The organism is Duncaniella sp. B8, assembly GCF_005304985.1.
Taxonomy (GTDB): domain Bacteria; phylum Bacteroidota; class Bacteroidia; order Bacteroidales; family Muribaculaceae; genus Duncaniella; species Duncaniella muris.
In genome coordinates, this window is the sequence record NZ_CP040121.1 from 3,353,949 (window position 1) to 3,366,812 (window position 12,864).

At 48.0% G+C, this 12,864-nt stretch carries 12 protein-coding genes and 1 tRNA gene; 4 read left to right on the plus strand and 9 right to left on the minus strand.

Annotated features, from left to right (window positions below):
* Positions 1–24 precede the first annotated feature (24 nt).
* The 3 genes from FDZ78_RS14345 to FDZ78_RS14355 form a co-directional block, all read right to left on the minus strand.
* A complete protein-coding gene (locus FDZ78_RS14345) occupies positions 25–1,416 on the minus strand; it encodes a C1 family peptidase (RefSeq protein WP_123398869.1) in 1,392 nt (463 codons plus the stop codon).
* A 212-nt stretch (positions 1,417–1,628) separates the two neighbouring features.
* Positions 1,629–1,910 carry a transcriptional regulator gene (locus tag FDZ78_RS14350; protein WP_123398868.1) on the minus strand — a complete coding sequence of 94 codons (282 nt, stop codon included), beginning with the start codon at positions 1,908–1,910 and terminating at the stop codon, positions 1,629–1,631.
* Complete coding sequence (locus FDZ78_RS14355; RefSeq protein ID WP_123398867.1) at positions 1,907–2,530, minus strand: hypothetical protein; 624 nt, start codon at positions 2,528–2,530, stop codon at positions 1,907–1,909. The genes FDZ78_RS14350 and FDZ78_RS14355 overlap by 4 nt, the downstream gene beginning before the upstream one ends.
* Positions 2,531–2,955: 425 nt before the next feature.
* Between FDZ78_RS14355 and FDZ78_RS14360 the strand changes: the two genes are divergently transcribed.
* Positions 2,956–3,026, plus strand: a tRNA-Cys gene (locus tag FDZ78_RS14360).
* Between the two features lie 170 nt (positions 3,027–3,196).
* Here FDZ78_RS14360 and FDZ78_RS14365 read toward each other — a convergent pair.
* The 3 genes from FDZ78_RS14365 to FDZ78_RS14375 form a co-directional block, all read right to left on the minus strand.
* A complete protein-coding gene (locus FDZ78_RS14365; protein ID WP_237613087.1) occupies positions 3,197–4,162 on the minus strand; it encodes a transposase in 966 nt (321 codons plus the stop codon).
* Complete coding sequence (locus FDZ78_RS14370; RefSeq protein WP_107037111.1) at positions 4,137–4,508, minus strand: transposase family protein; 372 nt, start codon at positions 4,506–4,508, stop codon at positions 4,137–4,139. Before FDZ78_RS14370 ends, FDZ78_RS14365 begins: the two co-directional genes overlap by 26 nt.
* Before the next feature lie 122 nt (positions 4,509–4,630).
* The gene (locus tag FDZ78_RS14375) at positions 4,631–5,701 is read right to left on the minus strand and encodes an alpha/beta hydrolase (protein ID WP_369699874.1); all 1,071 of its coding nucleotides are present in this window, start codon (positions 5,699–5,701) and stop codon (positions 4,631–4,633) included.
* 219 nt (positions 5,702–5,920) lie between these two features.
* Here FDZ78_RS14375 and FDZ78_RS14380 point away from each other — a divergent pair, with 219 nt between their 5' ends.
* Together FDZ78_RS14380 and FDZ78_RS14385 are read left to right on the plus strand one after the other, a co-directional pair.
* Positions 5,921–7,426 carry a catalase gene (locus FDZ78_RS14380; RefSeq protein ID WP_123398797.1) on the plus strand — a complete coding sequence of 502 codons (1,506 nt, stop codon included), beginning with the start codon at positions 5,921–5,923 and terminating at the stop codon, positions 7,424–7,426.
* Positions 7,427–7,603: 177 nt separating this feature from the next.
* Positions 7,604–8,713 carry an alcohol dehydrogenase gene (locus FDZ78_RS14385; protein ID WP_124076395.1) on the plus strand — a complete coding sequence of 370 codons (1,110 nt, stop codon included), beginning with the start codon at positions 7,604–7,606 and terminating at the stop codon, positions 8,711–8,713.
* A gap of 130 nt (positions 8,714–8,843) precedes the next feature.
* Here the strand turns inward: FDZ78_RS14385 and FDZ78_RS14390 are convergent, their stop codons facing one another.
* Positions 8,844–9,392 (minus strand): T9SS type A sorting domain-containing protein, encoded by a 549-nt coding sequence (locus FDZ78_RS14390; RefSeq protein WP_124076396.1) that lies wholly within the window; start codon positions 9,390–9,392, stop codon positions 8,844–8,846.
* A gap of 414 nt (positions 9,393–9,806) precedes the next feature.
* Here FDZ78_RS14390 and FDZ78_RS14395 point away from each other — a divergent pair, with 414 nt between their 5' ends.
* Positions 9,807–10,526: a hypothetical protein gene (locus FDZ78_RS14395; protein WP_124076398.1), complete on the plus strand. Its 720-nt coding sequence runs from the start codon at positions 9,807–9,809 to the stop codon at positions 10,524–10,526.
* Positions 10,527–11,162: 636 nt separating this feature from the next.
* On the opposite strand, the gene FDZ78_RS14400 is transcribed toward FDZ78_RS14395, so the two are convergent.
* Both FDZ78_RS14400 and FDZ78_RS14405 read right to left on the minus strand, forming a co-directional pair.
* Positions 11,163–11,360, minus strand: a complete 198-nt coding sequence (locus FDZ78_RS14400) for a transposase (RefSeq protein ID WP_137426218.1) — start codon at positions 11,358–11,360, stop codon at positions 11,163–11,165.
* A 220-nt stretch (positions 11,361–11,580) separates the two neighbouring features.
* Positions 11,581–12,351: a hypothetical protein gene (locus FDZ78_RS14405; protein WP_137426219.1), complete on the minus strand. Its 771-nt coding sequence runs from the start codon at positions 12,349–12,351 to the stop codon at positions 11,581–11,583.
* Between the last annotated feature and the right edge of the window lie 513 nt (positions 12,352–12,864).

Sequence of the window (12,864 nt, forward strand, 5' to 3'; positions counted from 1 at the left end):
CAATATTTTAATAAGCGGGCCGGATTATTCTTCAGGAGCAAACATCGGATCCCACGGTGGGAGGAGTGTGGGCTGCTGAGTCAGAACCTTGGATGCTTTCGGGGTCAGATACTTTTTGTCGACAACCAGACGGAACATGTATTCATCAAACCACTTGTCGGTCATTATGAGGTGGCCGTCATTGGCTCCGCTGCCCCAGCTGTTTTCAACCATCCATTTCTTCGGCTTATCCTTCTGGTCGAGATCAACAGCCACAAGAGTCATTGCATGAGACGATGCTGATGAATGGGTTCGGATGCGGTCGGCTTTATTCATTCCGAACTTTGTGTCGAAAAGCGAACCGTAGTCATAGTTATTTTCATCAAGCAGACCAAGATCCTTATTGATGAATTTGCCTACATCGCATGAAAAATACATTGCCTTGCCATCTTTGATGGAAGCTATCGCCATTTGCTTTATGTCTTCGATGGGTAGATTGACATAGGTCCAGTTGTAGCCGTCATAACCGTGGCGGTCATACTCTATTTCATAGAGTTTGTAGTACTCGCGGGTGGGATCGTTCATCAGCATCACATAGTCATTTTTGAGATCGTTGCCGAAATAGGTTTTGTAGAACGACTGCGGAGTATAGGTCTTGGTATCAACTGCCATTCCGTCTGAATCACGGCGCGTCCAGGTGAATTCCACCGGCGGCTCGCCAAGATTGAGTGCAAGGATGCGGTAAATCTGAGTGAGCATTTCTTTTTTACGCGATAGCAACTGGTCGGAGTTTTTGCCTTCCGATGCAAGGCGGCGCAATTCCAGCCCGTCTTCGCGCAGACGTAACTGAAGCAGGTTGCGCATGGTGCTTGTAGACTTGCTGCTCGCAGTTTCGCCCATCACCTCAATAGGCACTACCCCATATTTCATCAGATTGTCGGCTATGCCTGTGTACTGGCCTCCATCACTCAGCGGATTGGCAAAAAGCCAGTCAACCGTGCGGTCTTCAAATGGTTTCGAGGCTGTATCGATCACTCCCTGCAGGAAGAGATTTGACTTTTCAAGCTGATCCCAGAAAAAGTTGTAGCTCTGCGAGAGTTCCAGTTTTGGCAGTTTGTGTTCGGTCATTGCCTGGGCACGGAGTACATTCAGTCCGGTGAACAGCCAGCATCGGCCCGACGAACGCTGGTTGGTGATACCCTTGCTTGGAACCCGGTGAGAAAAGTGGGTGTCAAGATTGTTGAGATTCTCATGGTTGAGGGCCAATGCATTGATGGCATTGTTGGCAAGAGCATTGTGAATGGCTTTTGTGCCTGGGGTTGCCGCATAGGCAGCCCGGAAGCCATCAATGTCACTCTGAGAAATTCCGCCCTGCCCTTGCGCGACTGCTGCGAGCCACGAAACGGACAGACCGATGAACAGCGCTGATTTCTTCATGGTCACTATCTGTTTTGGTTATTAAATTTATGGCTAATTTTATTCACAACAAAATTAAAAGAATTTTGCGAGAATTCCACGCCGGCATGTTTAAAATTTCAGGATAATACAAAAGCAGTTAAGGCGCGCTCCGCATAAGAGGCACGCCTGAACTGACATTGGCACACAGACATTGATCTATATTGATCATATATCTAGGAAATTCCGTCTGTCTACAAATTAAGGTAAGATTTCAGCGCATCGACATATTCCTCAAAGGCATTTCGCCCGGCTGAAGTTATCGAGCAGATGGTGCGGGGGCGTTTGCCGGCCATGCCTTTCTCTACGGAAATATAGCCTGCCGATGATAGCTTGTCGAGCTGCACACTGAGGTTTCCGGCAGTTGATTCGGTTTTCTCTTTGAGATACACGAAATCTGCTTCTTCCACATTCATCAGAATGGACATTATGGCAAGCCGGAGTTGCGAATGTAGAAGCGGATTCAGCTCTTTCATCCCTTTTTCGCTTTATGATTAATTATATGACCGGGAACAATCATCATTACAACCCAAAAGAGAATGAAGAGGGGCATGAACCAGTTGGCTAAAAGAGGAATCTTACCGGTCGCACAACATACCAAAACCATTCCGATAGCCAAGCCGACAATTCCGCCCCATGTAAGGGATTTCTCTTTAACGATAAGGCCTTGTGCAATCTCAGCAAAGGGAGCGGCAATAAATGTATAGACAGGCATTGCAGTCCAGCATTTGATACCGCCAATGAGTGAGAATCCGAGGCAAATAAAGGTTAAGACGATTTCGGATACTCCGAATATCGACCATAGATGAGAGGTGATTTTGTCGGAATAAGTCACTGCACCATCAGTTCGTTTTTCACGACGCGCCATTATAGAAGTTAACGGCATACCGATTACGGGAATGGCAAACCACAGCCAGTTCCATACATTTTGCTGTGTGGCTGCGAGCAGTATCCATACCAATATTGAAGTAAATACCGCAAGGTATCCCCACATAAGCAGGATGTTACCGCTGCCGAGGTAGCGGACTTTGGTGCGAGCAATCATCGAAGTAATCACTTCGAGGCTCTCTTTTTCAGTTAGTTTTTTATCTTCCATTTTACAGGTTTTTGAGAGTTAACTTTAGGTTTATTTTATAAACCATTTTCTTTTGAAAAAAGAGCGGTCGCGCGATTCCGCTCTCTATTCGGATGCAAAGCTAATAAGGTTTATAGTATAAACCAAATTTTAAATACATTTTTTTAATCTGAGACGGCGGAGCAAGTGCAGGACAAAATGATGATGATCCGCCATCAATAGACACCTCCCTGCCAAATCCATTCGAAAACATTCCGGTTGCCAAACTCTTCACCATTCACACACAACCAATATACACCTTGTTTCACCATCAAACGCTATCAGGCCAAGGTTCGATCAATATTAAAATGTGACTAAAATTTAACGTATCCATTAAAAAACCTTCTGAAAAATTTGGAGGGATCGGAATAAAGTACTACCTTTGCACCCGTAATCCACCACACAATGGTTCCTTGGCCGAGTGGTTAGGCGCCGGTCTGCAAAACCGTTTACAGCAGTTCGAATCTGCTAGGAACCTCTCAAAACCCGACTTCAAGTCGGGTTTTTCATTTATAGTCCATATTATGAGTCAGGGATTTCGGCGCAGCGGATTTTTCCGGTGGGCGGAAGGGAGATGTCAAGAGTATAGTGGCTCAAGCCGAAAGCACGGTGCATATGTTAAATTGGGCAATTAGAAGTGTTAAATTTTTAGGCGTAGAGTTTGACTAATCGGAAGATGAAGAAGTCGCGGTCCCGGACACCACGCATTTGTGAGCGAAATATTTTGACTTTAGAGTTGAATGCCTCGGCAGAGGCATTGGTCGCACGACGACGGAAATAGTTCAGGATTGTTGGGGCGTGGTTCTTGAATGTTTTGATTACCGAGCGGAAGTTGTTGTTACCCAATGCCATTACCTTTTCATACCACTTGTTCATCCTCCCCATGGCTTTTGTCGGTGAGATTTTAGCGTTGAAAATCTTGCGCAGCTCCATCGCAAGGCTGTATGCAGCCTTCAACATTGGATAGTATTTGAACAGTATGTTGACACGATGGCGCTGTATGTCAGTCCATTTGTTCTGCGACATCATCAGAGTGTGTTTGCTGCGGGCCAGTATCTGGCGCATGGTCTCTCCGTTGGAGTACGTTACCGGCGGTTCGGACTTGTTGCGGTTGTTTTCCTCTGCGATGAGCTGTCGGCGAATGTCAATGCGGATTTCGTCAACGGCCTCATTATAGACCTGTTGGACATGAAAACGGTCGTTGACTACATGGGCGTTATAGAACACTTCTGCGGCTATGAGCATCATTGATGGCGAGAGATCGCAGGTCACTTCCTTGACCCTGCGTCTGATTGATTTCTCCATAGCTCCGATGAGTATGGATATAATTTCGTCACTCTTTGTTCCGGGAATGGCTGCCGCAAGTGTTCCCTTGCCTCCGTGGCCGTCCTTGTTGGTCAGGAACGTCCATACCTCCCCGTTGCTCAGACACGTCTCATCAAGACTCATGTAAGGGCCGATATTATCGGCGTTGAAATAGAACCCACAGCCAAGCTCCTGTTCGCACCAGTCGGCGTAACCGCTTATCTTATTGCGGTACAAGTCGGCAAAATGTTTGCCGTTGACGCAGTACATCTGCGCTATCTGTTTAATCGACAGGGCTGTCGTCTCCACCTTCGTCTTTTAAAAAAGCCACGAACTCGGCGCTGAGTCGTGTTCCTTCCTCGTTGGGAAGTTCGAGATTGTAGCTGAAGATTTCGTTGGTCTGCCTGTCCCACCACTTGTTCTTGCGCATGTGAAGAAATACAGGCCGTCCACGCATCGGATAGTCCTGTATTGTTACATAATCCGTATAGCCTCGCGCTACGATATTTGGATTACGATAGTCTTCATCAGACAGTTTCTTCTTTTCGTCAAGCCATATGTCATAGGACTGTTCCGTGCGCTCGAAGCGCACCATTTCAAATAGTTCGTCCATGCCCTCGGGCAGGCACATCCATATTGCATCTGCGGTTTTCATGCCACAAATTTAACACTTTTCTCAAAATTCATGCACCGTGCTTTCGGCTTGACCCGTGTTTACCTCCTACTCGATTATGAGGGGCGTTTCCTGATTTTAGAAGAACGCCATATTCACACACGTTATTCAGCAGGCATCCGCTTGCTGAAGAATTGCGCTATGCGATCCATCGGAATCTTATCAAGATTGTCATAGAGGTCACAATGACTGGCTCCATCCACTATAAGCAACTCCTTGTTATCGCCGCAGAGCAGTTTGAATGTATCTTCTCCGAAATAGCGCGAATGAGCTTTCTCTCCATGCAGAATCATCACGGCATTCTCCAGTTCGCCGGCATATTCAAAAAATCTGAAGTTCATCAGCGGCAGTATGGATGTCACATTCCATCCATCGGTTGAATTTCCGGAACGCGGATGATAGCCACGCGGTGTCTTGTAATATGCATGATAGTCTTTCACAAACTGCGGAGCATCTGTGGGCAGAGGGTCCACCACCCCACCGGCACGCTTATAGGAACCGTTGCGATAGTCCTCTGTGCGCTGTGCCGCAAGTGATGCGCGGGCTGCGTTACGTTTCTCAGCCGAATTGTCGGTATCGAAATATCCGTTGGCTGCAACGCGGGTCATGTCATACATTGTCGATGCGACCGTGGCCTTGATACGCGGATCGTTGATGGCCGTCTGGATGGCTATACCGCCCCATCCGCAGATGCCGAGAACTCCGATCCGTGAAGAATCGACATCCGGCTGCACCGACAGGAAGTCAACCGCCGCTGAGAAATCTTCGGTATTTATGTCAGGCGAAGCCACACGCCGCGGGCGGCCGCCGCTTTCTCCGGTAAATGACGGATCGAAAGCAATTGTGATGAATCCTCGCTCTGCAAGCTGCTGGGCATATAGTCCGCTCGACTGTTCCTTGACAGCTCCAAACGGGCCGCTAACGGCTATTGCAGGAAGCTTTCTGGCAGCATCTTTCGGAGTGTACATGTCAGCTGCAAGCGTGATGCCATAGCGGTTGACAAATGTAACCTTCCGGTGATCCACTTTATCGCTTTTCGGAAATACCTTGTCCCACTCTTGTGTGAGCGCCAGTTGCTCCACCGGAGCAAGAGACATGATTGTGTTCGGATTTTCCATAACTTGAGAATTTGCTGTCAGTACACTGAATAAGATGAGATAAACTGCTTTTTTCATTTTCTTCATGTGCTGTTGGTTTAACAATCTGTTTGTCAAGTGCAAAATTAGCACGTCAGGCAGTCTTTGCAAAACCCCGAAATGCGGTAATAATTACCACTTTTCACGATTTTTCCATTTCTTTATGTCCTGAGCCAGCAAACCATTTGGGACGCCCGATCGTTTAAGCAAATGTTTAAGAACCCCTTTTACTGACCTTTAACCCCTCATTGTGATTGTATGGACAAGAAAAGACTCACCGCTGAAAACGGGCGCCCGATCGCCGACAACCAGAATGTCCAGACCGCAGGTCTGCGAGGCCCCGTCACAGCTCAAAATCCCTGGTATCTTGAAAAAATAGCCCATTTTGACCGAGAGGTCATACCGGAAAGGCGTATGCATGCCAAAGGTTCAGGCGCCTTCGGCACTTTCACCGTCACCAACGACATTACAGAATTCACCCGCGCGTCTATTTTTTCAGAAATAGGCAAACAGACACCTTGCCTTGTAAGATTTTCCACTGTAGCCGGAGAACGCGGAGCCGCTGATGCAGAGCGCGATATCCGTGGCTTCGCCATGAAATTCTACACTGATGAAGGCAACTGGGATCTCGTCGGCAACAACACCCCGGTATTTTTCCTGCGCGATCCTCTCAAATTCCCTGATCTGAATCATGCCATCAAGCGTGACCCGCGTAACGGGATGCGCAATCCGACGGCTAACTGGGACTTCTGGACTCTCCTGCCGGAAGCCCTTCATCAGGTCACAATAACAATGTCGCCACGCGGCATTCCGGCCTCATTCCGCCACATGCACGGATTCGGGAGCCACACCTATAGTTTCATCAACAAGGACAACAAGCGCATATGGGTAAAATTCCACTTCCGCACCCTTCAGGGCATAAAAAATCTGACCGACCAGGAGGCTGAGGCCATCATTGCCAAAGACCGCGAGTCGAATCAGAGAGATCTGTTCGAGGCCATTGAGCGCGGCGAATTCCCCCGCTGGAAACTCCAGATACAACTGATGACGGAAGAGGAGGCAAAAAAGTACCACATCAACCCGTTTGATTTGACCAAAGTGTGGTATCACAAAGACTTCCCACTGCACGACGTTGGAATTCTTGAACTGAACCGCAACCCTGAAAACTTTTTCGCCGAGATCGAGCAGGCGGCCTTCAATCCCGCCAATATAGTTGATGGCATAGGTTTTTCGCCTGACAAAATGCTTCAGGGACGCCTTTTCTCGTATGGCGATGCTCAACGCTACCGCCTCGGAGTCAACAACAATCTCATTCCGGTCAATCAGCCGAAGTGTCCGGCTCACGCCTATCATCGCGACGGACAGATGCGCACCGACGGCAACTATGGATCGACTATCACATACGAACCCAACAGCTTCGGGGAATGGCATGACAATCCGGGAATTAAAGAACCGCCGCTGGAACTCCAGGGGGAAGCCTATGATTATGACGAACGGGAATATGACGATGACTATTACACTCAGCCCGGCAAACTATGGCGGCTGATGTCAGACACCGACAAGCTTGCCACCTGCCAGAACACCGCGGCGCAGATGGAAGGAGTGCCGCTATTCATAAAGCAGCGCCACACACGCGCGTGTCATAATGCCGATCCTGAATATGGCAGGATGCTTGCCGAAGCACTCGGCATAGACCTAGCCGAGGCACTCACAGCCGAAGATCCTGCCCATCCGTTGTGGGACAAGCGGAAGACCAATAAATAGGAGAGATTCTACTCTAATCCGCATACATCCATAAATTCTGAATCCGGGGCATGAGACAGAGGCCTTGCCGATGATTCATGGCCCGGTTTCAATTTTTATTTTTAACTTTGCGGTTGCTGTCACATCTGTCAGCCGACAACTGGAAACAGCAGAAAACAATTCAGTCAAAACCGAAAAATGAAAGCGCTCACATATATTTCAAAAGGGAGATTCGAACTTACCGAGAAACAGATGCCTCAGATCACTGATCCGAAAGATGCGATAGTGAAAGTGACACTGTCAAGCATCTGTTCATCGGATCTGCATATCCTGCATGGATCCGTACCCCAGGCAAAGCCCGGCATAACCGTAGGCCATGAGATGGTAGGCATAGTGGAGTCGGTCGGACCGGAAGTAAGTTCTGTCAGACCGGGCGACCGGGTTGCGGTCAATGTAGAGACCTTCTGCGGGGAGTGTTTCTTCTGCCGTAGAGGCTGGGTCAACAACTGCGAGGATCCAAATGGAGGCTGGGCTCTGGGATGCAGGATCGATGGCGGACAGACTGAATATGTCAGAGTCCCGTTTGCCGACAATTGTCTCACACCAATACCCGCAGGCGTTTCCGACGAGCAGGCCCTCTTCACCGGTGACATCCTTGCCACAGGCTATTGGGCGGCCGGAATTTCAGAGATTTCAGAAAACGATACAGTGCTCATAATCGGTGCCGGCCCGACAGGCCTCTGCACCCTGCAATGCGTCAGCCTCTATAACCCACGCCATATAATTGTATGCGAGACAGATGACGCGCGTCGTGATTTTGTCAGGAAACATCATCCGGAGGTGTTTGTCACTGATCCGGCCCGATGTCTTGAGGATGTCAGCAGGCTGACCGAATCAAGAGGAGCAGACCGGGTGATCGAAGTGGCCGGAACGGATACATCTTTTGAAATGGCCTGGAGGGCAGCGCGCCCCAACGCCATTGTGACCATAGTGGCTCTATATGACAAGCCTCAGATATTGCCTCTCCCCGATATGTATGGCAAAAATCTCACGTTCAAGACCGGAGGCGTAGACGGCTGTAAATGCGACAAAATTCTCCGTCTGATCGCCGAAGGTAAAATCGACACTACACCACTCATCACTCACCGCTATCCGCTGAGCAGAATACGCGAGGCCTATTCGTTATTCGAACAACGCCGCGAAAACGTCATCAAAATAGCCGTTTATCCTGACTCCGACGGATGTACGGTCGAGCCTGATGACATTGACGAACTTGAGCAACTCGGTCTTGACAGTTGCGGAGACTAAGCTATCACATCTATCAGAGCAGCTTCCTAAAAAATTACGGTGCGCGGCATTTGAAATCTGCCACGCACCGACGAACGAAATATTGCCTGCAATCTTATTTACCTTAATTATTATTTAACAAGCCGGCTGATTATCTGACCGCAACTTTGCGGACTACAGTCTGCGTTTCACCATATGCCTTTACTATATAAAGACCCGGAGCTACGCGAACACAATCAGCAGCATCGGCAACTTTCATCCCGGCCATATTGTAGACCTTGATCCGGCTCACGCCGTCAGCAAAAATCATCCGGCCGGAAGTGTGGATTCTGACTCCGTTGTCAGAGACAATTGATTCTATACCTGTAGTTGTGTCTTCAAGTTCGCTTTCTATATATGCCTTTACTTTTTTCCCGATTGCAGCACTTGTAGCAGCCCTAAACTCCCCGGCAGAATCATAACCGAGTTTTGAAATGGATGTAACACCTATATAATTGAATGTGGCAGTCGCATCATTGCCAAGGACACCCTGAGCCGCGCCGGCATTATCTGCAGAGTGGTTGAGTCTGATGCCAAGATAAGAGAAGCCCCACGCATCCTGATCGTTATACTTGAACGATTTGTTGTTTGCAAACGAGGATGGGAGTTCAAATTCTTCACTCCAGTCAGGAGTGGCTGTAGGGCTTAGAGGGTGTTTCATAGCAATAGTTAAAATTCGAGCGAAAGATTTGAGATGGATATGGCTCTGAATTGAAGGAGCATAGCGAGCTATGTGACTGAGATGAAGAGCCATAGACGCTCAAAGCTTTCGGAGGCGATTGTATTGTCTTTTTGTAAATATAGTATTCCATTTGTGAAAAATTTTGAGTTACCTGAGCCTTGGTGTCTCTTTTGCTAAATTGTTGAAGCTCGTCAGTCGCATAGCTCGCTATGCTTCTTCCTCCCTTCCAACAATTTATCTAAAAGATACACCACTCAGATTTTAACTCTTGTTATGAAACACCTTCTTACATTCTCATTGGCGAGACTTGGGAGATAGCGCCAATAATAAGCCTCGGTATCAGTAGCCTGATTATTGGTAGCATATCGGCCGGCATTTGAATTCTGGCTGGTTATGAAATACGGAGTAATGATATTGTCGTCAGAAACTACAGGGCCAAATTCCGACCGTTTTAACCGCTATCTGCGAAGTTTTTTGTGGATTGACGATATCATACTTGTCATTGACGATCTTGCGAGCCATGAAGAAGGCTCCTATCAGTGGCTGTGGCATCCTATCGGCACAACTGTCAAAAAAGGGGTTGATCTTGACATCAGAAACGGGAAAGCTCATGTAGTGCTCCGCCAGCTCTACCCCGAAACTCTGGCTCCGTCAGATTTCATCCATGATTATCCCTCCAATATGACATGGGAAATCCACAATGCTCCCGGAGAGGACAATAAAGGCGATCAGCCATACTATTCATTCCATCTGCCCAAACGCCATGACCGGGTGAAAGGGGGGACCGCACTCATCCTTGATCCTGAGAGCCAGCCAGAGATCGAACGCCGCAAGGGTGACGGTTGGATCGGAGTCAGAATCAAGTCACACGGTAAAATTACAGATGTCTATATCAACCAGCTTGCCGACGGACGGATTATGCACATGAATTCATGGATCAATCCGGACGGATGGAATACCGATGCCTATATCACAGCGCTGACATATTCTGATGACAAACAAGCACTCCAGCACAGACCGTCACGCCATATCATCATTTATGGCAGCCGCCTCCGGCATGGAAACAGTGATCCGCTTTACTCTGAGTTGAAAAAAAACAATAAAATATGGTAACGGACCGACATTATCAGCGGGTGACTTATATGTCATTGAGAGCCATCGGATTCATATCCTTGCAAAATTTTATGGATGGAAAAATTTAGCGGATTTATGAAAATTCCATTTGGAAAATCAAACGAAATAGTATAACTTTGTGTTGTAAAATTGAAGAGAGCTAAAAAATCCCGCGCCGGAGCACGATTGGGAAACTCATCAATTATTCTTGAAATACCGAGACAAGCTTAGTCGCCCGATGGCGGGCCTCATCCCCTTTCGGGGAGGCGTAATTGCCCGGAGGATTACAAAGGTCGGCGAGCACTCAAATCCTGTCATTCGGAGTTTCATCATCTTCCTCCGGCGTGGTTCTTATAAGGTCGGCTTCGCTCACAATCCGAGCGAAGCCGGCTGTTTTTCTATGCGGATACGCCCAGATGAAACGGCCTTACAGAATTTTTCTAATATTACTGTCCGCTAAACTTTTTTTGAGCGATTGAAAAATTAGGGCTGACACCTATTGCAGGAGTCAGCCCTAAATGGTTATTTTGGTGTCGCCAAACAATCCATGAATAACCATGAGTAAAAGTAGTAATTTCGGCTCAAGCCGAAAGCACGGTGCATATGTTAAATTGGGCAATTAGAAGTGTTAAATTTTTAGGCGTAGAGTTTGACTAATCGGAAGATGAAGAAGTCGCGGTCCCGGACACCACGCATTTGTGAGCGAAATATTTTGACTTTAGAGTTGAATGCCTCGGCAGAGGCATTGGTCGCACGACGACGGAAATAGTTCAGGATTGTTGGGGCGTGGTTCTTGAATGTTTTGATTACCGAGCGGAAGTTGTTGTTACCCAATTATAATCGGCAAAACGAAAAGTGCAATTTTGAAAAACGAAAAGTACATTTTTTGGTGTTTTCCGGCCATTTCGGGCGCGTCTGTTTGACCGCCGTTCAATCATCGCTCAAACGCTGTTTAATCGGTTGAAAAATAGTTATTTTTACAGCAAAATAATCCCTCAAACTTTTTGCGGTTTGAGGGATTTTTACTACCTTTGTATTGTTATCTTGGCCGCGTTCACACCGAATCTGCGGCCATTTTCGTAAGTATTCCGACGCATCTTTCTATCATTTTCGAGCGGTCGCGCTTCCATTCGGTCGCTTCCATCCCTTTGTCGTATGCCGGATAAGGTTGCTGCGGCTTTACGCACCGAAAACGCTTGTCGAGCGCGTAAATGTATCGGTAGGTCTTGACGTGGAACACTTCAAAATCGCCTATCAGCATCCCGACATTGGCGCGTAGAAAGCCCGACGGCGATGTTGAGTTGGTGAATATCTGTTCGTGTACCATCTCACCGCTGCGCCTGTTACGCAGAAACTTGGTGAGGTGAAAGCCGTAATACTGGAAGTTGGCGGCTTTGTAGATAGTGCCGCAGCCGAGGCGACCGTCGGCGAAACTCTGCACGGCCACGAGGTTAGGGTCAAGGCGGCGCAGCAGCTTGATCGAGGCGGCTATCAGAATGCTCTCGGCATTGTGGCCGAGTTCATCATCTATCCACATACGGTTGAGTTCGCACATCCACGCTTTGGGATTGGGGTGCGTGAACAGGCGCGCCTTTGGATTCTTCATGTAGCCGTAGACGGCCACGCCGAGGCAGCGGTCGGGTTCGTCGGCGCGGAAGATTCCGAAGTTGTAGACACCGAAACCTCCGTCGTTCCATTTGTGGGAGTAGTGGTTCTTGACAATCATTTCCTTTGCGGTGGCCTTGTCAACAGGCTTTATCAGAAGCCGTCCGAGCGAGGAGGTCTCCTTGTAAATCTCCGTCGGGAGACTGTTGCTGTCATTCATTCAGCATAAAATGGGGTTTGATAGTTTGTGAAACGGTTGGTTATCTCGCCCCTTTTGCGTAATTTTGCAGTGGCAACCACATACAAAGACGCGATGCCCTGCGGTCAAAAGGCTTATACAGCCCTCGACTGCGCGGGGTATCGCGTCTTTGTGATAGTATGTGGTTGCCGCCTTTACTATCTGGTCGGGGGCTGTTTTTTATTGCCCACCGACGTATGTTTTCTGTTATTCTGTTTTTTTCATCGGCTGTTTTATTGGGGTTAAGAATTTAACGGTTATCTTTGCGCCATGCATTACACCCTCGACAGTTTTGCGATTTCGATTTCAAGATAGTGTATGGTGTGTGCGGCATGTGCGATTCCCTCTCACACTAAGTTATCGCGGCAATGGCCGCGTCCGACAGCAGGGATTGAGCGTCTTATAGACCCCGTTGAGATGATTTTGAACGAAGCACCGACTGGATTAGTCAGCGACAACCTACAAGATTTCACAACAGAGCATATAATGAGTTAC

Coding starts and splice junctions, on each gene's coding strand:
- FDZ78_RS14355 (WP_123398867.1), bottom strand. CDS start 2,530: ATGGAAGATAAAAAACTAACTGAAAAAGAGAGCCTCGAAGTGATTACT.
- FDZ78_RS14380 (WP_123398797.1), top strand. CDS start 5,921: ATGGACAAGAAAAGACTCACCGCTGAAAACGGGCGCCCGATCGCCGAC.
- FDZ78_RS14385 (WP_124076395.1), top strand. CDS start 7,604: ATGAAAGCGCTCACATATATTTCAAAAGGGAGATTCGAACTTACCGAG.
- FDZ78_RS14405 (WP_137426219.1), bottom strand. CDS start 12,351: ATGAATGACAGCAACAGTCTCCCGACGGAGATTTACAAGGAGACCTCC.
- FDZ78_RS14395 (WP_124076398.1), top strand. CDS start 9,807: ATGAAATACGGAGTAATGATATTGTCGTCAGAAACTACAGGGCCAAAT.
- FDZ78_RS14390 (WP_124076396.1), bottom strand. CDS start 9,392: ATGAAACACCCTCTAAGCCCTACAGCCACTCCTGACTGGAGTGAAGAA.
- FDZ78_RS14370 (WP_107037111.1), bottom strand. CDS start 4,508: ATGAAAACCGCAGATGCAATATGGATGTGCCTGCCCGAGGGCATGGAC.
- FDZ78_RS14350 (WP_123398868.1), bottom strand. CDS start 1,910: ATGAAAGAGCTGAATCCGCTTCTACATTCGCAACTCCGGCTTGCCATA.
- FDZ78_RS14345 (WP_123398869.1), bottom strand. CDS start 1,416: ATGAAGAAATCAGCGCTGTTCATCGGTCTGTCCGTTTCGTGGCTCGCA.
- FDZ78_RS14375 (WP_369699874.1), bottom strand. CDS start 5,701: ATGAAAAAAGCAGTTTATCTCATCTTATTCAGTGTACTGACAGCAAAT.